At 73.3% G+C, this 20618-nt stretch carries 20 protein-coding genes and 1 tRNA gene; 8 read left to right on the forward strand and 13 right to left on the reverse strand.

All coding sequences use genetic code 11. From position 1 onward, the window contains the following. Window positions 1-56: 56 nt before the first annotated feature. The 3 genes from AB2L28_RS03250 to AB2L28_RS03260 all read left to right on the forward strand — a co-directional run bounded on the left by AB2L28_RS03250 (window position 57) and on the right by AB2L28_RS03260 (window position 2984). Window positions 57-983 carry a Wzz/FepE/Etk N-terminal domain-containing protein gene (locus AB2L28_RS03250; RefSeq protein ID WP_370717303.1) on the forward strand — a complete coding sequence of 309 codons (927 nt, stop codon included), beginning with the start codon at window positions 57-59 and terminating at the stop codon, window positions 981-983. A gap of 62 nt (window positions 984-1045) precedes the next feature. Beyond that, window positions 1046-2359 carry an O-antigen ligase family protein gene (locus AB2L28_RS03255; protein ID WP_370717304.1) on the forward strand — a complete coding sequence of 438 codons (1314 nt, stop codon included), beginning with the start codon at window positions 1046-1048 and terminating at the stop codon, window positions 2357-2359. Beyond that, entirely contained in the window at window positions 2310-2984 is a 675-nt protein-coding gene (locus AB2L28_RS03260; RefSeq protein WP_370717305.1) for an acyltransferase, read from the forward strand. Before AB2L28_RS03255 ends, AB2L28_RS03260 begins: the two co-directional genes overlap by 50 nt. A gap of 40 nt (window positions 2985-3024) precedes the next feature. Here AB2L28_RS03260 and AB2L28_RS03265 read toward each other — a convergent pair whose 3' ends face one another. Next, window positions 3025-4131 (reverse strand): DUF4124 domain-containing protein, encoded by a 1107-nt coding sequence (locus AB2L28_RS03265; protein ID WP_370717306.1) that lies wholly within the window; start codon window positions 4129-4131, stop codon window positions 3025-3027. 382 nt (window positions 4132-4513) lie between these two features. On the opposite strand from AB2L28_RS03265, the gene AB2L28_RS03270 reads away from it, so the two are divergent. Both AB2L28_RS03270 and AB2L28_RS03275 read left to right on the forward strand, forming a co-directional pair. Beyond that, window positions 4514-5596, forward strand: coding sequence for a DUF4124 domain-containing protein (locus tag AB2L28_RS03270; protein WP_370717307.1), 1083 nt, complete (start codon window positions 4514-4516; stop codon window positions 5594-5596). Window positions 5597-5791: 195 nt separating this feature from the next. Then, complete coding sequence (locus AB2L28_RS03275) at window positions 5792-6835, forward strand: DUF4124 domain-containing protein (protein WP_370717308.1); 1044 nt, start codon at window positions 5792-5794, stop codon at window positions 6833-6835. Window position 6836: 1 nt separating this feature from the next. Here the strand turns inward: AB2L28_RS03275 and AB2L28_RS03280 are convergent, their stop codons facing one another. After that, window positions 6837-7706, reverse strand: coding sequence for a glycosyltransferase family 2 protein (locus tag AB2L28_RS03280; protein WP_370717309.1), 870 nt, complete (start codon window positions 7704-7706; stop codon window positions 6837-6839). Between the two features lie 313 nt (window positions 7707-8019). On the opposite strand from AB2L28_RS03280, the gene AB2L28_RS03285 reads away from it, so the two are divergent. Beyond that, entirely contained in the window at window positions 8020-9285 is a 1266-nt protein-coding gene (locus AB2L28_RS03285) for a glycosyltransferase family 4 protein (RefSeq protein ID WP_370717310.1), read from the forward strand. Continuing rightward, window positions 9282-10214: a glycosyltransferase family 2 protein gene (locus AB2L28_RS03290; protein WP_370717311.1), complete on the forward strand. Its 933-nt coding sequence runs from the start codon at window positions 9282-9284 to the stop codon at window positions 10212-10214. Before AB2L28_RS03285 ends, AB2L28_RS03290 begins: the two co-directional genes overlap by 4 nt. On the opposite strand, the gene AB2L28_RS03295 is transcribed toward AB2L28_RS03290, so the two are convergent. The 11 genes from AB2L28_RS03295 to galU form a co-directional block, all read right to left on the reverse strand. After that, a complete protein-coding gene (locus AB2L28_RS03295) occupies window positions 10145-11119 on the reverse strand; it encodes a glycosyltransferase (protein WP_370717312.1) in 975 nt (324 codons plus the stop codon). The genes AB2L28_RS03290 and AB2L28_RS03295 overlap by 70 nt on opposite strands. Then, window positions 11116-11937 carry a WecB/TagA/CpsF family glycosyltransferase gene (locus AB2L28_RS03300; RefSeq protein ID WP_370717313.1) on the reverse strand — a complete coding sequence of 274 codons (822 nt, stop codon included), beginning with the start codon at window positions 11935-11937 and terminating at the stop codon, window positions 11116-11118. The genes AB2L28_RS03295 and AB2L28_RS03300 overlap by 4 nt, the downstream gene beginning before the upstream one ends. A 68-nt stretch (window positions 11938-12005) precedes the next feature. Continuing rightward, window positions 12006-12971: a glycosyltransferase family 2 protein gene (locus AB2L28_RS03305; protein WP_370717314.1), complete on the reverse strand. Its 966-nt coding sequence runs from the start codon at window positions 12969-12971 to the stop codon at window positions 12006-12008. 192 nt (window positions 12972-13163) lie between these two features. Next, entirely contained in the window at window positions 13164-14714 is a 1551-nt protein-coding gene (locus AB2L28_RS03310) for a sugar transferase (RefSeq protein WP_370717315.1), read from the reverse strand. Window positions 14715-14957: 243 nt separating this feature from the next. Continuing rightward, window positions 14958-15030 (reverse strand) — tRNA-Ala (locus AB2L28_RS03315). A gap of 82 nt (window positions 15031-15112) precedes the next feature. Further along, complete coding sequence (locus AB2L28_RS03320; protein WP_370717316.1) at window positions 15113-15883, reverse strand: SepX/GlpR family protein; 771 nt, start codon at window positions 15881-15883, stop codon at window positions 15113-15115. A 75-nt stretch (window positions 15884-15958) separates the two neighbouring features. After that, complete coding sequence (locus AB2L28_RS03325) at window positions 15959-16558, reverse strand: GNAT family N-acetyltransferase (protein WP_370717317.1); 600 nt, start codon at window positions 16556-16558, stop codon at window positions 15959-15961. Next, on the reverse strand, window positions 16555-17076 hold the full coding sequence (locus AB2L28_RS03330; RefSeq protein WP_370717318.1) for a MogA/MoaB family molybdenum cofactor biosynthesis protein: 522 nt from the start codon (window positions 17074-17076) through the stop codon (window positions 16555-16557). The genes AB2L28_RS03325 and AB2L28_RS03330 overlap by 4 nt, the downstream gene beginning before the upstream one ends. Next, the gene (gene moaC / locus AB2L28_RS03335) at window positions 17069-17557 is read right to left on the reverse strand and encodes a cyclic pyranopterin monophosphate synthase MoaC (RefSeq protein WP_370717319.1); all 489 of its coding nucleotides are present in this window, start codon (window positions 17555-17557) and stop codon (window positions 17069-17071) included. Before moaC ends, AB2L28_RS03330 begins: the two co-directional genes overlap by 8 nt. A 14-nt stretch (window positions 17558-17571) precedes the next feature. Next, on the reverse strand, window positions 17572-18858 hold the full coding sequence (glp, locus tag AB2L28_RS03340; protein ID WP_370717320.1) for a molybdotransferase-like divisome protein Glp: 1287 nt from the start codon (window positions 18856-18858) through the stop codon (window positions 17572-17574). A 13-nt stretch (window positions 18859-18871) separates the two neighbouring features. Then, the gene (gene galU, locus AB2L28_RS03345; RefSeq protein WP_370717321.1) at window positions 18872-19804 is read right to left on the reverse strand and encodes a UTP--glucose-1-phosphate uridylyltransferase GalU; all 933 of its coding nucleotides are present in this window, start codon (window positions 19802-19804) and stop codon (window positions 18872-18874) included. A 165-nt stretch (window positions 19805-19969) separates the two neighbouring features. Here galU and AB2L28_RS03350 point away from each other — a divergent pair, with 165 nt between their 5' ends. Continuing rightward, window positions 19970-20593 (forward strand): 5-formyltetrahydrofolate cyclo-ligase, encoded by a 624-nt coding sequence (locus tag AB2L28_RS03350; RefSeq protein ID WP_370717322.1) that lies wholly within the window; start codon window positions 19970-19972, stop codon window positions 20591-20593. The last annotated feature ends 25 nt before the right edge of the window (window positions 20594-20618 follow it).

Here is a 20618-nt window from a genome sequence, read left to right on the forward strand (position 1 = left end):
CTGCCCCGATGCGACTACCGCTCGCACCACTCCCCGAGACAGATGGAGCAGTCTCCGTGGCTGAAGCAGTCCGCAGCACCCCCACCACACCCCTGCGGGCGCTGGCCGCCCGTCGCTGGCTGGCCGTTCTGATCATCGTCGCCGGCGCCGCCCTCGGCGTCGTGGCAGCCCTCCTCAGGACGCCGGTCTACACGGGTGAGGCACGTGTGGCCGTGGGGAGCGAGAGCCTGGACGCGCGCCTGGTGGCCGGGTACTCCACCGGGGCGAACCAGCTCGCGTCGGACGTCAGCCGCTACGTCAACGACGCCCAGGCGCAGGCGTCGATCGCCCCCCTGCTGGGGAGTGCGGCCGATGACGTGTCGAGGGTCTCGGCCTCGCCCATCCCCGGGTCCAGCGTCATCCGCATCGAGGTCCAGGCGCAGACGGAGGAGGCCGCCACCACCGGGGCGCAAGCCGTGGCCCAGCAGCTGGTCGACCAGGTCAACGCCGTGTCGGGGAACGACTCCGACCAGCTGCTGCAGCAGTACACGGACATGTCGAACCGCGTCGCGGCGGCCAAGCAGACCTTGGCGGACGCCGAGGCCAACCTCGCGTCGGTCACCGCCGGCGAGGCGCCGCAGCCGGTGATCGACGCCGCCAAGGCCGCGGTCGAGCAGGCCTCCGCCCAGGTCGACGTCCTCACCGTGCAGCAGCTCGGTCTCAGCCAGCAGTACCGCGGCGCCGTGACGAGGGTCCCGGTCGCGGGGGGCCTGCGCGTCATCCGCAGCGGGCAGCTGGCGAGCGACAACCGGTCCAGCGCGATCCAGCGGTTCGGGTTGGTCGGCGCGGCCGCCGGGTTCCTGGTCGCTCTCGCCGTCGCGGTCCACCTGGACCGCCGCCGGACCTCGCAGACCGTCGTCGTGGACACCGACCAGTCACCGGACCGGTCCGAGCCCGCGACGACCCCCACCAGTGAGACGGCGTCCGGGGCACCGCGCCGGTGACCGGCCCCGCTGCGGGGTCGGCGTCCCCGCGCCACCGGTCCACCTCCCAGAGCGCTCCCCCGGTGGAGGACGACGCCGAACCGGCGCGCCCCCTGTACCTGTGGTGCCTCGTCGCAGCCGTCCTGTTCAACGTCTTCTCCGGTCACTGGGACGCCTTCCACCTCCCGGTGGGGCTCGACCGGTTGTTCTTCGGGCTCGGGATGGTGCTGCTCGTCCTCGACCCCTGGGCCTGGCGTCGGACGACGCTGCGGCTGCGGCCGGCCCACGTCGCGATGGTCGCCCTGGTCCTGATCGCCACGGTCTCCGCCGCGGGGCACTCGACGTTGTTCCAGACCCGGGGTCTGTTCGCCCTGCTCGACCGGCTGGTGGTGCCGTTCCTCCTCTTCGCCGTCGCCCCGGTGGTCTTCAACACCGTCGCCCGGCGCGACCTGCTCCTGAAGGCGCTCACCCTCCTGGGGCTGTACCTGGGTTTCACGGCCCTCATGGAGACCCTGAAGGTGTGGAGCCTGGTCTTCCCCAGCTACGTCTCCGACCCGTCGGTCGGCATCCAGTTCGGCCGGGCGCGAGGTCCCTTCGTCGCCTCGGAGGCGATGGGGATGGCCTGCTCGGCGACCGCCTTCGCCGCGGCGCTCGTCGCCACCCGGTTCCGGGGTGCGTGGCGCGCCGTCGCCGTGGCCACCGTCGTCCTGGCCGGTGCCGGGGTGCTGGAGTCGCTGACACGCTCGGTCTGGGTGGGAACCGTGGGCGGCATCGTCGTCGCCATGCTCGGCTCCGGACGCGGGCGGCGGCTGCTGCCCGCGGTCCTCGCAGGCACCGCGGTCCTCGTGGTCGCCCTGCTGGCCGTCGTCCCCGGGCTCAGCCAGAGCACGGACGAACGCGCAGGAACCACTCGCTCGGTCTACGACCGGGCCAACACCAACGCTGCCGCGCTGAGGATCGTCGAGGAGCACCCGCTGACGGGAGTCGGCTGGCTGCGGTTCATCGACGTGTCCCGCGACTGGGTGCGTCAGGCGGACACCTACCCGATCACGAACGTCGACATCGAGGTCCACAACGTCCTGCTGGGGCGCGCCGCCGAGATCGGTCTGCCCGGCGCTGCGGTGTTCGTCGCCTGCATCTTGCTGGGACCGGTGCGGGCGGTCTTCCAACGCGGTTACGCTGAGGATCAACCGGACCTGCTCGGCTGGCGGTCGTTGTCGACCGCCGTCACAGCGGTCTGGGGTGTGACGATACTGCTGAGTCCGACGCCCTACCCGTTGCCCAACTCCCTGGTCTGGATGCTGGCGGGGATCGCGCTCATCCCCCACCTGACGAAGGGGCGACCCGATGACGACCGACAACCCAGCGTCGGGGGCGAACCCGGCCCGGAACGCTGACGCCTCCCTGACGCGGGCCGTGGCCCGCGCGCGCAGGCTCGCGGGAGCAGCCTCCTACCTGGCGCTGACGAGACACCTGCCCTGGTCACCGCGTCCCGGTGGGCGGGCCGCGCGACGCCTGCGCGCGCTGAGCGCCCGGGCGATGCTCGACCGGTGCGGCGACGACGTGAACGTCGAACACGGGGCCTGGTTCGGCTCCGGCAAGGGGATCCGGCTCGGAGACCGCTCCGACATCGGCATGGACGCCCTCGTCATCGGCCCGGTCCACATCGGCCGGGACGTCATGATGGGTCCCCGCTGCATCCTGCTGGCATCGGCCCACGAGACGGCCGCCGTCGACGTCCCGATGAACCAGCAGGGGTTCCGTCCCGACCGGCCGATCGTCATCGAGGACGACGTCTGGATCGGAGCCGGCTGCACGATCCTGCCCGGCCGCCGCATCGGGACCGGTTCCATCGTCGGCGCCGGCTCCGTCGTCGTGGCCGACGTCCCACCGTGGACGGTGGTCGCGGGGAACCCGGCACGCATCGTGAAGTCCCGGCGCCCGGGAGACCGCGTGCCGGAGGTGGTCACCCGCGCCGTCGAGGTGGCCGAGACCCTCTCGAGCGAGCTCGGGGGTCTCTAGCCGCTCGGCCCGGGGCCAGGAGCCAGGGGCGGGGCCTTCGTCAGCCTCCCGCCGACGGGCTCGCGGACCGGCTCGGCTTGCCGTAGTTGCGCGGCAGGGCTTGCAGGTCCTCCCAGGGGAAGCCGGCCATGACCTCGTAGGACTTCGCGTCCCCCATGAGAGCGGGCCAGGGGTTGTCCTGCGCCAGCTCCTGCCCGCTCTCGGCCGTGATGGCGACGGACCCGGCGCGGTCGGTGACGATGAAGCCGTACTTCTGGGCGGCCCGGGCGATCATGGCCGCCAGAGGCGTCAGCCCGAGCTGGTCGACGTCCACGTCGGGGTCGAGCCGCAAACGGGTCCCCTCCTGGACCGCGTCCTCGTCCCGGTCGTTCCCGTCGCTGCGCTGGGCCGGCCAGCTGAAGGTCTTCCAGTGGCGAGCTGCGGTCAACTGCAAGGACAGGGCGTGGTCGATCGTCCCGCTCCGGGCGTCGTCGACCCACACCATGCCTCCGGCCAGTCCCAGACCCGTGCCACTCGACCCGAACCCCCCGTCGAAGTACCCGGGAGAACGTGACACGTCGTCCATGCGCCCGCCCCAGCAGGCCTGCCACGTCCCGGAGTCGGTCTTCTCCGCCTTCCAGAACTCCCAGAGCTGGTCGGTCTCGGGCGAGTAGATGGTCAGCTGGCCGTCGGTCCCGGCGGCGGGGACGGCGTCGTCCGGGATCGGGACGTCCGTGAACTGCCCGTCCTCACCCAGCAGACCCTTGGGGGTGTACCCCTTCTTCTGGCAGTCGTCCCAGTCCACGTCGACACGAGGCTGGTCGGGACCGACGGTGTAGAAGGACACCTGGAACCGGTTGACGTTGAACGCGGCCACGCCGTCGTGCCGGCTCTCGACCTGCTCGGCGATCTCCGCCACCTGCGCGGCGGAGTTGTCGGCCACGGGCGCGTCGCTGATGTCCTGGCGCCACACGCTCTCGGCGGAGAACGGGTAGTCCGCCGGGAGGGCCACGTCGTCGTTCCGCTCCGTCGGACCCGGCGTCGGCGATCCTCCTCCGTGGACGAGCAGCGCCACGACGACGAGGGCCAGGACGACGACGACACCACCCGCAGCGATCCATCGGGGACGGGCGCTCTTCCGGGCCGTCGGGGTCCGCTGCTCGCTCATGGGCACGATCCTGTCACGCAGAGCACTACCCTCCCCCGTCCGGTGGCCACCGGTACGGAGGACGGACGCACGGTCGTCACCTTCCGTCCACACGGCGGTCGCACCCCCGACGCAGTGTCACCGGACCGCCGCACCGTCGTCCACGACCGGCGGCACCGGGGCTTCGAGCACGGACGCAGCGTCACGGTGACGCACTGCTCCGACCGGGCAGGGGCCGTCGAGGCGCCTGCCCCGTGGCACCTCCACCCAGAGTGACTCCCGCCCCCGGAGTCGTCACCCGGTCGTGTGCAACGGCGGGGAATGCGTCCCTCAGGACGCAGGGGAGGCGAGAAGCTGCCCGATGCATGGGAGGCAACCGTCGTTCTCGCCAGGAGCCCATCCCATGCGCAAGCCGCTGTCCCTCGTCGCAGCCACCGCACTCGTCGCCGCAACCGTCGTGTCCATCGCACCGGCCGCCTCCGCGGGCGCCGGCCCCGTCACCGTGACGGCCAAGCAACGGGCGGTCGCGAGCGCCCCCCGGGTCACCTCCGTGCTGGCCGACTCCGCCCCCACCGGCGGGGTGTTCGGCAAGTCCAGCGTCTGGAAGACCGACGTCTCCTCCGCCCCCGTCGCCGCGAACTCCCCCGCCCTGGTGGCCAACCTGGCCGGCCAGGTCCAGAAGTACTACGGCGCGGCCGCCTTCAACGTCAACTCCTTCGGGACGAGCATCTACACCGTCGGAGCGTCCCAGTCCCGCGTCGACGTCATCTGGGACAACTGCCAGCGCAAGAACTACACCCCCTCGGGTCTGCTGGGTGAGGGCGGGCAGTTCACGCAGGTCCCGATCCCGGACGACGCCGTGCCCGCCGCCGGTACCGACAACCACCTGGCGATCTACTCCCCCTCCAGCGACCAGCTGTGGGAGTTCTGGAAGGCCAAGAAGGTCGACGGCAAGTGGCAGGCGTGCTGGGGTGGGCGCATCGACGGCGTGTCCACCAGCCGGGGGCACTTCGACGGGTACTGGGGCGCCAGCGCCACCGGCCTCCCCGTCTCCGCCGGGGCCGTCCTGGTGAAGGACGCGCAAGCGGGGGTCATCGACCACGCACTGTCCCTGCAGGTCGTCAACGCCGCGATCTACACCAACTTCAGCTGGCCCGCCCAGCGCAGCGACGGGCAGGACAAGTCGCCGGACGCCATCCCCGAGGGGACCAGGTTCCGTCTGGACCCCAGCGTCGACGTCGACTCGCTCAAGCTGACGCCCATCGCCAGGATGGTGGCGAAAGCGGCGCAGCAGTACGGTTTCATCGTCACCGACAAGGGGGGTGCCGTCGCGATCACCGCGGAGAGCCCCAGCGCGGTCAAGGCGAGCACGGGGGTCAACCCCTGGAAGTCGCTCATGAAGGGCAAGCCCAGCTACAGCATCTTCGCCAACTTCCCGTGGGACAAGATGCAGGCCCTGCCGGCCGGTTACGGCAAGAACCTCTGATCGACCGCACCCCTTGTGCCGAAGAGCCCCGCCTCCCACTCCGGGAGGTGGGGCTCTTCGCCGTTGCCGCAGGCCCCACCCGGCAGCGTGAACCGGTTGCTCCGAACAGGTTCGCACTCCTGGTCGATGTGGCGCCCCCGCCGCTCGGCCGATCCCTGTAGGGTCCCCGCCCCCCGAACCCCCCAAGGATCTCCCGTGCGCATGATGAAGAAGGCGTTCCTCTGCCTCGTCGCCTCCACCAGCATCCTCACCCTGTCCGCTTCCCCCTCCCTCGCGGGAACCTCCGCCGTCATCGCGGACCAGGCCCCGACCGGGGGGATCTTCTCGGCGACGAGCGTGTGGCGGACCGACGTCAGCAAGGCCTCGCTGAACCCGGACTCCCCCGCACTCGTGAACAACGTGGTCGAACAGGTCGCGGCCAACTACGGCACGGCGGCTTTCAACGTGAACCAGTACGGCACCAGCATCTACACCGTCGACTCCACGCAACGACGGGTGGACGTGGTGTGGAACAACTGCCAGCGGAAGCCGTACACGCCGAGCGGTCTCCTGGGTGAGGGTGGGCAGTTCTCCCAGGTGCCGATCCCCAGCAACGCCGTTCCCGCCGCCGGGACCGACGGGCAACTCACCATCTACTCGCCCGAGACCGACCAGCTCTGGGAGTTCTGGAAGGCCAAGCGCGTCAAGGGGACCTGGCAGGCGTGCTGGGGCGGTCGCATCGACGGGGTCTCCACGAGCCCGGGGTACTTCGACGGGTACTGGGGCGCGGCCGCGTCCGGCCTGGCCGTCTCCGGCGGGTCGGTCCTCATCGGTGACGCGCAGGCGGGGGTGATCGACCACGCGTTGTCCCTGCAACTGGTGGACGTGCAGGAGTCGAGCACTTTCAGCTGGCCCGCGCAGCGCAGCGACGGCACCGACACCGCAGCTGACGCGATCCCCGAGGGCCTGCGCTTCCGGCTGGACCCGGCCGTGAACGTCGATGCCCTCAAGCTGACGCCGATCGCCAAGGCGATCGCCAAGGCCGCCCAGAAGTACGGCTTCATCGTCACCGACCGGGCCGGGGCGGTCGCGGTGGTCGCCGAGAGCCCCAGCGCGGTGAAGGCCGACACGGGGGTGAACCCGTGGACGGGGCTGATGCAGGGCAAGCCCAGCTACGCGATCATGAAGAACTTCCCCTGGGACCGGCTGCAGGCGCTCCCCGTGGACTACGGCGCACCCGCGGGGCACGTCCGCCCGTGACTCAGCCGCGGGTCCTGCTCAGACGCCGACCCCGCAGCAGCTTGGACAGCGAACTCCACGTGTGCGGTCGCCGGACGAACCACCCGGCGTGGTGGGCGACCGCACCGACGTCACGACCGGCCTGAGCGGTCCGCAGGTCGTCCCAGTGCCACTTCGTGAACGCCCGGTCGACGTCGGCGGCCGAGAACCAGGACTGCTCCGCGCAGTGCTCGACGATCCGGGTGTAGCACTCCCGCATGAGCTCGGTGTCGTTGATCGCCTGCTGCTCGTGCAGGTGGTAGGTGAAGGTGGGCTCGGCCAAGGCCAAACCCGAGCCCTGCTGCAGGACGCGCACCCACATGTCCAGGTCCTGCGCCCGGCGCAGCGGTCGGAACAGTCCGGCGTCCACCAGGGCCTGCTTGCGCACGATCGTCCCGCTCGTGCAGACCAGGTCACCCGGTGCCACCAGGTCGATGGACGTCAGTTCGACGTCACGGCGCCAGGCGTTCCCCAGCAGCCGTCCTCCGGTGGAACTGCCCGCGCCGGCGACGAGGACGTGACCGACCGACGACGCCAGCACCCTCTCGAGGTGGTCGGGGTGCCAGGCGTCGTCGCTGTCCAGGAAGGCTATCCACTCGGTGGTCGCGGCCTCGATGCCCCGGTTCCGGGCCGGGCCGCTCCCTCCGTTGACCGGCAGTTCGATCACGGTCGCGCCGTGCTCGCGGGCCACGGCCACCGTGTCGTCGGTGGAGGCGTCGTCCACCACGATGACCTCGCGCGGACGCACGGTCTGCTCGGCGATGCTCTCGAGCGCACGACCGATGAGGTGGGCGCGGTTCATCGCGGGCATGACGACCGTGACGTCCGCCACGGTCTCGGGGGGAGTGGTCATGGTGCTTCTCGATTCCCGGTCGCGAGTGGTGGTGGGTCCCTGCCGGTGTTGCCTTCCGCACGTCCCGCTGACGCCGACACGACGTCCGCGACCCAGCCGAGCAGTCACGAGCAGACCGAGGGCTTGAACCCGCCACGATAGTCGGGGAGGTGATGAGGACCGTCATCCGGTCGGCCCGCGGGCGTCACGAGGTGTCGATGGTGTCGGACGCTCCGGAGTGGTTACTGTTCGGCGCATGACGGGACCCGACGCGATGGCCGGGCATCGGCCGTCCCCCCCACCCGGCCCCCGGACCCCAGGAGCGGACGGCGAGGTGTCCACGCGCGGAGGGGACGTCGGACCTGTGGCCTACCTCGTCAGCAGCTACCCCTCGCTGTCGCACGCCTTCATCGAGAACGAGGTCGAGTCGCTGCGGGCCCAGGGCGTGCAGGTGCACACGTTCACGGTCCGGCCGGCACCGGCCGAGACCCAGCTGTCGCCGCGCAGCCGCGCGGAGGCCGCCACCACCACCACCCTGCTGGGCTCACCCGCCCGGGACTGGGCCAGAGCCGGACTGCGCACCGTGCGGACCGGTCTTCCCGGCCTGGTGCGGACCGCAGCCAGAGCGGCACGGTCGGGGCCGGCCACCGCACGGTCGCGGACGTGGCAGGCCTTCTACCTCGCCGAGGCCCTCCTCCTGTTCGACACGTTGCGCGAGCGCGGGATCCGCCACGTGCACGTGCACTTCGCCAACAACGGCGCCGACGTGGCCCGGCTCGTGGTCACGCTCGGCCTCGCCGTGGAGGGCCCCGACTCCGGGTGGCGCTGGACGATGACCATGCACGGTCCCACCGAGTTCGAAGCGGTGGAAGCGTTCGACCTGCCCGCCAAGGTGCGCTCCGCCCACGCCGTCGCCTGCATCAGCGACTTCTGCCGCGGTCAGCTCATGCGGCACAGTCCCCCGCAGGAGTGGGACAAGCTCCACCTCGTGCGCATGGCGGTCGACGTCGAGAGGTTCGCCGACGCCGGCGCCGAACGTCTCCGACGGGCCGGTGAGGGCCTGCGCGTGCTGTTCGTGGGCCGGCTGGTGCCGGAGAAGGGGCCGTCCGTCCTCGTGGCCGCGATCGACCTCCTGCGCCGCCGCCGTCCCGACGTCCCCCTCGACGTGCGGATCGTGGGCCGGGGCCCCCTGCACGACGACCTCGGTCGGCAGATCGCGGACCGGGGTCTGCAGGACCACGTCACCCTCGTCGGCCCCGTCGCCAACGAGGACCTGCCGGCCCTGCACGCCTGGTCGGACGTGTTCTGCCTGCCGAGCTTCGCCGAAGGGGTCCCCGTCGTCCTCATGGAGGCCATGGCCACCGGGGCACCCGTGGTGACGACCCCCGTCGCCGGCATCCCGGAACTCGTGCGGGACGGTGTCTCGGGCCGGCTCGTGCCCCCGGGACGGGCCGACCTGCTCGCGGACGCCCTGGCGGCCCTGGCCGACGCCGGTGCGGCGGGACGGGCGCGCCTGGGGGCGGCGGGACGTGAGCACGTCCGCTCGGAGTTCTCGCCGCAGCTCAACGCCCACCGACTGCTGGAGGTCCTGTCCCGATGAGCGCGCCGGACCGGCCGACCGTCACCGTCATCGTGCCGGTGCACGACGGCGTGGAGCTGCTGCGGGGTTGCCTGGCGTCCCTGCGGGCGCAGACCTACCCCGCTGAGCTGGTGGACGTCGTGGTCGTCGACAACAACTCCACGGAGGACGTCGCGTCAGCGCTGCCGGCCGGCGACCCCCGTTTCAGGTTGCTCAGCGAGACCCGCAAGGGTTCCTACGCGGCGCGCAACAAGGGCCTGGAGTCGGCGACCGGTGAGGTCATCGCCTTCACCGACGCCGACTGCTCACCCCACCCCGACTGGCTGGAACGGGGAGTGGCCGCCCTGTCCGCCACGCCCCGCGCCGACATGGTCGCCGGCGCCATCGCCCTGCGGTTCGAGCACGGCGCGGCCCGGACCGGGCCGGAGGTCTACGAGGAGCAGCACTCGTTCAAGCAGGACTGGTACCTGGCCGAGCGGAAGTTCGGCGCCACGGCGAACGTCCTGACGTGGCGGGCGACGCTGGACCGGGTCGGCGTGTTCGACGCCTCCCTGCAGTCCAGGGGCGACGCCCAGTGGGGCCAGCGGGTGGCCGCCGCCGGCCTCCGGCAGCGTTACGCCGCCGACGCGGTCGTCGACCACCCCGCGCGGGCCTCCCTGTCCGAGATCATCTCCAAGCAGCTGCGGGTCGCGCGCGGCCACGTCGACGTCGACCTGGTCGACGACCCCAGGGTCCGGCACTTCGCCGGCGTGGGCGCCTCGCACCTGAAGCTGGCGCTGAGCACCCCGGTCACCATCTGGCGCCGTCCACCGACCCCGGACCGGCTGCGGACGCTGCGCTACCTCGGCGTCTTCACGGCGATCCGCGCCATCTACGTCGGTCAGTCCGCGCGGGGCGTCGCGACCGTCGCCTGGGGGGCCCGCTCGAGTCGTCGTGTCCGCAGGACGTGAGCGAACTTCGCGCCGACGAAGTAGTACTGCATCCAGTGCCCGACCGCGACGTAGCGGACGCGGTCGAGCGTCCACCCCGGCGACACCCTGGCCGAGGTCCGGACGGTCGACCTGACGTTGGGGCGCAGAGAGCTTGTGAGCTCGCCGCGTTCGTACAAGGCGGTTCCGGTGGCCCGCCGCTTGTCCACGTCCCCGCGGGTCACGCGCCGCACCTTCTTGTGCAGCTCCGCCATGGTCGGCCGCGCGGGGTGGTCGACGACGGCCGTCGCACCGAACACCGCCTGCACCCCGGTACGGGTGGCCCGCTCGCCCCACTCACGGTCACCGCCGCTCTGGAGGAAGGCGGAGAAGGGCCCGACCCGGTCGAAGGTCGAACGCAGGGTCATCATGTTGGCGGTGGCGGCCCACCCCTGGTCCCCGACGTAGTGGTCCTGGCGCAGGCCGTTCACGCAGTCCCACAGCTCGGCGAAACTGGCCCGTCCTGCGACCGCGGGGAACAGCTCGATCGCGCCGCCGACGAAGGCCGGCCCCTCGCAGGCCAGGAGCTGCCGGACGCCCTCCGTGAGCCAGTCCGGCCGGGGCAGGCAGTCGCCGTCGGTGAAGGCCAGGACCTCCCCGCTCGCGGCCGCCAGCGCAGCGTTCCGCGCCGCGTAGGAGCCCGGTGTGCTCTCGCGGATCACCTGTACCCGCTCCAGCACGGCCAGGCTCCGCTCCAGCCCCTCGTTGTCCCCGTTGTCGACGACCACCACGTCGACGGAGCCGAGGTAGTCCAGCGCCGCCAGGGCCTTCGCGGTCTTGGCCAGCTCACCCCGGTCCCCGTGGACGGGGACCACCACGGTCACGCTGGGCCAGTCCCGGCCGGCCAGCGCGGGGCTCGGCTGCGACTGCGTGCCGACCGGGTTCACGCCGCTCGCCGCGTGGTGCGCCGGGCCGCGGCCCGCGCGAACAGCCCCGCCGCGTACGGCAGGTCGTGCACGAGGTACCGCTTGGCCATCCGCCGCGGCTCCATGGCGAGGCGGTGCACCCACTCCAGCCCGCTGCGCTGGATCCACAGCGGGGCGCGCGAGACCTCCCCGGCCACCATCGTCAGGGTGCCCCCGCACCCGACGAACCAGGCGTTCGGGAGGTGCTCGCGCAGGAGCTGCATGAGGCGTTCCTGCTTGGGGAAGCCCAGGGCGACGAAGACGATGTCCGGCTCGGCCTCCACGACCTCGCTGACCGTCCGTTCCAGCTGGGCGGGACGCTGTTCGAAGCCGAAGGGCGGGCACTGCACCCCGGCGACCTTCAGCTCCTCGTACTTCTCGGTCAACCGGTCCGCTGCCCGCTCGGCGATCCCCTCCGCGCCTCCGAGCAGGTACAGCGACCGGTCCGACCGGGCGGCCGCCTCGGACAGCGACCAGATGAGGGAGGAACCCGTGACGCGCTCGGGCAGTTCCTCGCCCTGGATGCGGCTGGCCCACACGATGGGCATGCCGTCGGGGACGACGAGCTCGGCCTGTTCGGCCAGTTCCCGCAGTTGCGGTCGGCGCAACTGACGCAGGATGTCGACGTTGGGGGTGATGAGGTTGCCGCCGCGGCCCTCCCGGAGGGCGAGCATGACGTGGTCGACGACCTCGGTCTCGCGCAGGGCGTCGAAGTCGACGTCGTCGACCCTCACCTGCTGACGCTCGGGGCGCGAACCCACGCCGAGGTCGTCGATCGCGGTGAGGTCGAGGGACGTCACAGAGCGTAGTAAGGACAACGATCGCGAGGGGCCGGAGAAGAGGACCATGTGAACTCCCAGGGAGCCGGTCAGCGAGTGGACGTGTCCCGCTGCCAGGCGGTGGTCTGCCTGCGGCGAGCGGAGATGCGGGACGCGACGGTGACGGCGGTGTAGACGGCGGCGGACGGAAGGAGTCGTGGACGGGACAGTGCGAGCTTCGCGAGGGCGGTCGTCGTCCCCGACGTCGACCTCTCGAAGGGTGGTGCGTCCCCCGTGGCGCTGGCTCCGGCGTCGGCCACCGCGTCCTGCGACGCGGCGGCGGTCCCCGGGCGCCCCCCGGCGCCTGGTGCGGTGCGGTGCTCGGTCCTGCTGAGTTCCGCGTTCCCCGACGCGGTCCTCGTGCGCACCTTGAGCAGGTTGCGCAGGTTCCTGGGTGCGGCGACGAGGAACTCCCCGTCGCTGGTGCCGCGCTCGTGCTCGGCGAACAGCCGCTGCACGAACAGGTCGTCGCTCGTCACGTCGGGGAACCGCCCGAACCGCGCCCGGCCCGCCTCCGAGATCCCGTAGACGCCCAGGCCGACGAGGCCGGACCGCACGTAGGGCAGCTCGGCGTAGGCGCGGTAGAAGGCCCGCACGGGCCAGGAGGACCCGCGCAGGTCGAACCGGATGCGCGGGGAGGCGGCGTGCACGTCACCGCGGCGCAGGCGCTCCGCGAGGTGCCCCAGCGTCCCGGGCGTCAGGACGATGTCGGCGTCGAGGTAGACGCGCGGGAAGGCGGTGGCGGCCTCGTCCCCGGCGCGCAGGGCGGCGGCCTTGGAGGCCTGGCCCAGCTCGACGACGCGGACCCCGGCCGCGCGGGCGACCTCGGCGGTGTCGTCGGTGCAGCCGTTGGCGACGACGACGACCTCGGGGGTCTCGGCGCCGGCGGCCGAGGTCAGGGCGGCCAGCGTGCGGGCCAGCGTGCGGGCCTCGTCGTGGGCCGGGACGACGACGGACAGCGTGGGGCGGGAGGACGGGGTCGACTCGACGGGCCGGTGGTCCGTGCTGGTCGTCACGCGTCCTCCTCCTCGGATCGTTGCTCTGATCGACGCGTCGTTCGGCGCAAGGCAGTCACTTCTGGTCACCCGGCAGTGCGCATAGTAGCCAGGTCGTCGGGGACGGACGCAAGACGTGGAGGCGGCTGCCCCGTGCGACACGAGTCGCCCGCGACTCCTCACCGCGGGGCGCGGTGGCCGCACCCGTCACGCTCAGTACGCCCCGCGCCCACCGAGGACGGCCTGGGCCGTCTTGGCGAGGATCATCACGTCGAACGCGGGCGACCAGTTCTCGACGTACTGCAGGTCCAGCCGCGTCGACTCCTCCAGGTCCAGGTCGGACCGGCCGGAAACCTGCCACAGCCCCGTCAGACCCGGCTTGACCAGCAGGCGGCGGCGCAGGTCCGTGCCGTACTCGGCCACCTCGCGAGGCAGCGGGGGACGGGGCCCCACCAGCGACATGCTGCCGCTGACGACGTTGAACAGCTGCGGCAGCTCGTCGAGGGAGTACCGCCGCAGCAGGGACCCCACCCGCGTCACCCGCGGGTCGCGGCGCATCTTGAACAGCAGGCCGTTGCCCTCGGACTGCTCGCGCAGGTCGATGAGCAGCTTCTCCGCGTCGGTGACCATGGAGCGGAACTTGACCATGGAGAACTCGCGGCCGTCCCGGCCCACGCGCGTCTGGCGGAAGAACACCGGTCCCGGGTCGTCGACCTTGATGGCGATCGCGACGAGCAGGACCAGCGGGGAGAGCAGCAGCAGCCCCAGCAGCGCGCTGCCGCGGTCGAACAGGGCCTTGCCGGCGTGCCGGACGCCGCGCAGCTCCGGGCGGTCCACGTGCAGCAGCGGCAGGCCCGAGACGGGGCGGATGACCACCCGCGGGCCGACGACGTCGGTGAGGGCGGGGGCGACGACGAGGTCGGCGCGGGTGTCCTCGAGCTGCCAGCCCAGCCGGCGCAGGACGGGACCGTCGAGCTCGGGGCAGGTCAGCGTGGCCACGACGTCGACGTCGGCCTCGCGCGCCCGCACGGCGATGTCCTCCAGGGAGCCGAGGACGGGGACGCCGAGGGCCTCCAGCTCGGGGGTGCTGCCCCCGCCGGGCGTGCAGACCCCGTCGACGCGCAGGCCGTGGTCGGTGTTGCGCCGCACCTGCCGCACCAGCGAGGCGACGGCCCCGGGGTGGCCGGCGACGAGGGTGGACTGCATGCACTCCCCCGCCGCGCGCCGGCTGTGCAGGTAGCGGCGGACGGCGAGCCGCGCGGCGACCGTCAGGAGCCCCGCCACGGGCAGGGCGACGACGACGAACCCGCGGGCCACGTCGAGCGCGAAGGCCCACGAGACGGTGCCGACGAGGGCGACGACGGTCGTCCCGGCGAGCAGCACCCGCTGGAACTCCTCCGACCCCACCCCGAGGAACCGCGCTTCGTAGGCGCGGAACAGGAGCATGGAGGCCACCCACACGGGCGGGAGCAGGACCATCGTCCAGGCGACCGAGGGCCCGGCCGGGTAGGGCGCGTCGCCGAAGCGGAGCAGGTACCCCAGCACGGCCCCGACGAGCGCGGCCAGGGCGTCGGAGACGGCGATGGTGCGGCTGTACTCGCGCTGCCACACGGGCCGGCGCTGACCGCGCGGGGTTGACGAGGCCGAGCGCCCCAGGGCGAGGGGCAGGAAGGGCTGGTCGTGCTCCGGCAGCGGCGGAGCGGTCGGTGCATCGATCACGCGCCGTCGCTGGCTCGGCAGCAGGCGCAGTTCCTCGGCAGCCATGGACCCTCCCCCGTCGTGGCCTGGTGGACACCCACGGCGGTGTGGGACGCCAGCACCCGTCCGAGTGATCTCAGCGAGCCGAAATCGTTACGCAAGGGTGAGCTGACGAGACCCATCGTAGCCACGCGTCACCCGTTCGACGCAAGTCCCTCACGGAGCGCACATGATCCAGCCGCGCACCGGAAAACGGCGACCGGCAACGCAAAAGGCCCCCACCGATCCCGGTGAGAGCCTCCGCCTGGGTGGAGCTGAGGGGATTCGAACCCCTGACCCCCTCGTTGCGAACGAGGTGCGCTACCAGCTGCGCCACAGCCCCAGCTCGTCGTCCCGATCACTCACGACGACGAGAAGAGGCTACCAGCCCCACCGGACGCCGGTTACCACCGCGGTCCGGACGATCACTGGTTGACGACGCGGGCGGGCTCGCGCAGGTCGATGAACCGGGGCTCCTCCACGACGGCGCGCCCCGCCGCCTCGGCGACCGCGGGCGAGACCGGGTCCCAGGTGCGGGCGCGGTCCTTGAGCAGGTAGGTCGGCAACGGGACCGGCACGGGGGCCCAGCCCCGGTCGTCGGCCAGCGGGGACGGACGCTCGTCGCGCGGGGCCGGGATCGTGGTCCGCAGACCGGTCGGGCGCGCCAGGGGCAGGACGACCGCCGGGGTCGCCGGCCGCAGCCCCGGACGAGCGGGCGCCGCCGCGCCGTGCCGGGTCAGGGCACCCACCACGAGCAGCAGCCCCGCGGTCGGCACCGCGCCGGACCACCCCGGCGCGAGCCCGGCCGCCACGAGCGCCCAGCCCGCCACCGCCAGGACGACGGCCGTCGCGAGCAGCCGGCGCCGACGGGTCACGACGGCCGAGGCCGGACGCGGCGAGGACGCCCGTCGCACCGCGACCGGTGCCGGCTGCGCCGCGGACGGGCCGGGGACGGCGGCGGGGGGAGCCAGGACGGGGCGGGAGGAGGCCCCCACCGCCGCCGCGGAGACGGCCGCCGCCGCGAGCGCCTGCCCGACGGGGGCGGACCCGCGGCGCACCACGACGCGCATCGCCTCGGAGTCCCGGTCGGCCTGTCGCGCCTCGGCCGTCCGCCGGTGCTTCCGGATGGCGTTCGGGACGAGGTAGGCGGCCCACAAGGCGATGATGGTGAGGAAGATGAGGCTGCTGGCGGGCACGGTCGAAACGCTAGATGCACCGGAGGCCGGGATCCTGCAACTCGGGGGCGTGTCGCGCCGCGGAGCGGGCCGGTCTCAGCGCGCGCGCTGAGAGGCCCGGTACCGGGCGAGCAGACCCCCCGGGACCTCCCCGGCCGTGAGCGCGAACGTCCGGTGGTCCCGCCACGCCCCGTCGATGTGCAGGTACGCCGCGCGCAGCCCCTCGTCACGCATGCCGAGTTTCTCCGCCACTCTGAGCGACGCCGCGTTCTCGGGCCGGATGTTCACCTCGATCCGGTGCAGCCGAAGGACTCCGAAGCAGTGGTCGGCCACGAGGGCCAGCGCCACGGGGATGGTTCCTCGGCCCGCGACGCGGCGGTCGATCCAGTACCCGACGTGGGCCGAGCGCAGCGAACCCCAGGTGATGCCGGAGACGGTGATCTGCCCCACGAGGGTGCCGTCGAGTTCCACGACGAACGGCAGCATGCGCCCGGCCTTGGCCTCGCGGGAGAAACCCCGCACCATCTGCGGGAAACTCGGCGCGGGCCCGCTGCCCTCGGGCGACGTCGCCTCCCAGGGCCGCAGCCAGGACGCGTTCGCGGATCGCACCGCCCGCCACACCGAGGCGTCGCGCCGGCGCAGCGGGCGAAGCCGGACCGGCCCCTCCCGCAGTTCCGCGGGCCAGCCGGGGCTCACCGCCCCGCCCCGGCGGGCGGCACGCGGGGGTGGTCGCCGCCGTGGACCTGCTCGACGGCGTGCGGCAGGAAACCCGCCAGCACGCCCACCCCGTCGCGGACCCCGCCGACCGACCCCGGCAGGTTGACGACGAGGGTCCGGCCGGCGACCCCCGCGACGCCGCGGGACAGGACGGCCGTGGGCACCCCGGCGCCCGCCCCCGCGGCGCGGATCGCCTCCGGCACACCGGGGACGAGGTAGTCCAGCACGCGCAGGGTGCGCTCGGGGGTGAGGTCGAGGGGGCTCAGGCCCGTGCCGCCGTTGGTCACCACGACGTCGTACCCGGCGGCGACGGCGTCGCGCAACGCCTCCTCGACGGGGTCGCCGTCGGGGACGACGACCGGGCCGTCGACGCGGAAACCCATGTCCCGCAAGCCGTCCACGGCCACGGGTCCGGAGGTGTCGGTGTAGACGCCGGCCGAGGCCCGGTTCGAGACCGTCACCACGAGGGCCGTGCGCGCCGGGGGCCGCTCAGCCATCGACGGTCCAGTCCCCGCTGCGGCCGCCGCTCTTGGCCGTGACGCGGACCCCGTCCAGGACGGTCCGCTTGTCGACGGCCTTGACCATGTCGACGAACGTCAGACCGGCCACGGCGACGCAGGTCAGTGCCTCCATCTCGATGCCCGTCCGGTCGGCCGTGCGCACGGCGGCCGTGATGTGCACGCCCGTCAGCTCGGGCGTGCTCACGGGGACGATCTCCACCTCCACGGCGTGCACCGCCACAGGATGCGCCAACGGGACGAGGTCGGGGGTGCGTTTGGCCGCTTGCAGCCCGGCGATGCGCGCGACGGCCAGGGCGTCGCCCTTGGGCAGCCCGCCCTCGGCGAGCAGCTCCAGGACCGCCGGGGAGCAGCGCACGTACCCCTCCGCGCGGGCCTGGCGGACGGTGACGGGTTTGGCCGAGACGTCGACCACGCGCGCGTGCCCGGCGTCGTCGAGGTGGGTCAGCCGTCGGCTCACGGCGTCACTCTGGCTCACGCCCGCCCCGCCGGCACGTCCAGCCCCGCCTCGGGCGGCAGGGGGCCCAGCAGGACGCACTCCACCTCGTCCCCGGGCTCGACCCGCGCGACCCCCACGGGCACGACGGCCAGGCAGGTGGCGCGGGCGAGCGCCGTCACGAGGTGCGAACCGTGCCCGGAGACGGGTTCGACGACGAAGCGGCCCTCGGCGTCCCGGGTCCAGGCCGCGCGCACGTACTGCTCCTTGGCGGGCGGGGAGGTCCACCCGGTACCGGCGAGGGCCCGCACCCGGGGCCGCTGCGGGTCCGGGCCCTCGTCGCCGAGCATCCGGCGCAGGGCCGGGCGCACGAACACCTCGAAGGAGACGAAGGAGCTGACGGGGTTGCCGGGCAGCGTGAACACCGGCACGGCCTGCTCCCCCAGCGTCCCCAGCCCCTGCGGCATGCCCGGTTGCACGGCGACGCGGTCGAAGCGGACGGCGTGCGCCCCGGGGGCCGACAGGACCTCCTTGACGGTGTCGTAGGCGCCTTCGCTGACCCCGCCGGAGGTGATGACGACGTCGGCCCGCACGAGCTGGTCGTCGAGGACGGCGGCGAGCTCGCGGGCGTCGTCGGCGACGACGCCGACGCGGTAGCCCAGGGCCCCGACGTCCTCGACGGCGGCGGTGAGGAGGTAGCCGTTGGCGTCGTGCAGCTGGCCGCGGGCCAGGGTCAGGCCGGGTTCGACGACCTCTGTCCCGGTGGAGACCACGACCACGCGGGGCCGGGGCCGCACGCGCACGCGGGCGCGGCCGAGCGCGGCGAGGACGCCGAGGTGGCGGGGTTCCAGGCGCGTGCCCGCCTCCAGGACGAGGGTGCCGGCGGCGGCGTCCTCACCGGCCAGGCGGATGTGCTGGCCGGGAGCGGGCGCGCGGCGGATCGTGACGTGCGAGACCCCGCGGTCGGTCCACTCGACGGGGACGACGGCCTCGGTCCCCTGCGGGACGGGGGCCCCGGTCATGATGCGGGCGGTCGTCCCGCCCACCAGGCGCAGCGCGTCGGCCCGGCCGGCGGCGATGTCGCCGACGACGGGCAGGCCGACGGGGTTCTCCTCGCTGGCCGCCTCCACGTCGCGCACCCGGACCGCGTACCCGTCCATCCCGGAGTTGTCGAAGGCCGGTAGCGCCCGGGGGCTCACGACGTCCTCGGCCAGCACGCAGCCGAGGGCGTCGCGCAGGGCGAGGTCGAGCGGCGGCAGCGGCCGCACCAGGTCCAGGCAGGACTGCCGGTGCGCCGCCACCGTGGTCAGGGGTGCAGCACTCACACCCCGCAGGTTGTCACGCTCGGTCCTGCGCACCCGCACCGGACGCGACGAACTCGCCGAGCCACTCGCGCAGGTCGGAACCGATGTCCGAGCGCTCGCTGGCCAGCCGCACGACGGCCTTGATGTAGTCGAGCTTGTCGCCGGTGTCGTAGCGGCGGCCGCGGAAGACGACCCCGTGGACGCCGTGGCCCGGGCCGTCGCCGGAGGCGAGGACCTGCAGGGCGTCGGTGAGCTGGATCTCGCCGCCCTTGCCGGGCGGGGTCTCGCGCAGGACGTCGAAGACGGCCGGGTCGAGCAGGTACCGGCCGATGATGGCCAGGTTGCTCGGGGCCTCCTCGCGCCGGGGCTTCTCCACCAGGCCCGACACCTTCACGACGTCGGTCGTGCCGGTGGGCTCGGCCACGGCGCAGCCGTACAGGTGGATCTGGTCCTCGGGGACCTCCATGAACGCCACGACGCTGCCGCCGTGCTCCTCGCGCACGGCGATCATCGCGTCCAGCAGCGGGTCGCGGGCGTCGACGATGTCGTCACCCAGCAGGACCACGAAGGGCTCGTCGCCGACGTGCTGCTCGGCCACGGCCACGGCGTGCCCGAGGCCCTTGGGGTCGCCCTGGCGGACGTAGTGCACCTGCGCGAGGTCGGTGGACTCCTGGACGCGGGCCAGCTTGGCCGAGTCGCCCTTGGCCTCCAGGCCGACCTCGAGCTCGACGTTGCGGTCGAAGTGGTCCTCCAGGGAGCGCTTGTTGCGCCCGGTGATCATCAGGACGTCGGTGAGCCCGGCGCGGACGGCCTCCTCGACGATGTACTGGATCGCCGGGGTGTCCACCACCGGCAGCATCTCCTTGGGCATCGCCTTCGTGGCCGGCAGGAAGCGGGTTCCCTGACCGGCGGCGGGGATCACGGCCTTGCGCACCGTGCGGCCGGGACGCTCGTCGCGTTCAGTCATGGGCGGAGGCTACCGCCCGTCCAGGTGCGGCCACTGCCCGCAGTGGTGTTGAGCCGCCCGGGTGCGACCCTCCTCCTCTTCCGGAACCGCGACCGAGGAGGCAGACTCGAGGGAGCGGACGGCGACCGGACCTCCCTCGCCGGCCCGCGCGAACCAGGAGCGGCCGTGCCCACACCCGACACCGTCCGCGGCGCCGGATCGTCCTCCGAGCTGTCGCTCGTGCCGGACGTCCTCGCCGTCGAGGCGCGCAAGCGCGCGCTGCGCCGAGACGTCCGGCGGACCCGGCGGGCCGTGTCGGCGCCGGACGCCGCCGCGGTCGACGCCGCCGTCGCGCACGTCCTGCTGGACTGCCCGCTGCTCGCCGGGGCCCGGCGCGTGGCGGCCTACACCTCCCTGCCGGGCGAACCGGGCACGCGCACCGCGCTGGCCGAGCTGCGCCGGCGCGACGTCGAGGTCCTGCTGCCCGTGCTGCTGCCGGACGGCGACCTCGACTGGGAGCTGCGCCCGGCCGGTCCCACCCACGGCCCCCTGGGGGTGCACGCCGTCGCGAGCGCCGACCTCGTCGTCGTGCCCGCCCTGGCGGTGGACACCGCCGGCCGCCGGCTCGGGCAGGGCGGTGGCAGCTACGACCGGGCGCTGCGACGGGTCCCCGCGCGGGTCCCCGTCGTCGCGGTCGTCCACGACGAGGAGCTGCTCGACGCGGCCGTCAGCCCGCTGCCGGCCCTGCCCCACGACCGGCTCGTGCGGGCCGTGGTGACGCCGACGCGGTGGCTCTGGCTCGCGACGTGACCGCGCCGCGGTGGGGGCTCGTCGT

Source organism: Kineococcus mangrovi (genome assembly GCF_041320705.1).
GTDB lineage: Bacteria > Actinomycetota > Actinomycetes > Actinomycetales > Kineococcaceae > Kineococcus > Kineococcus mangrovi.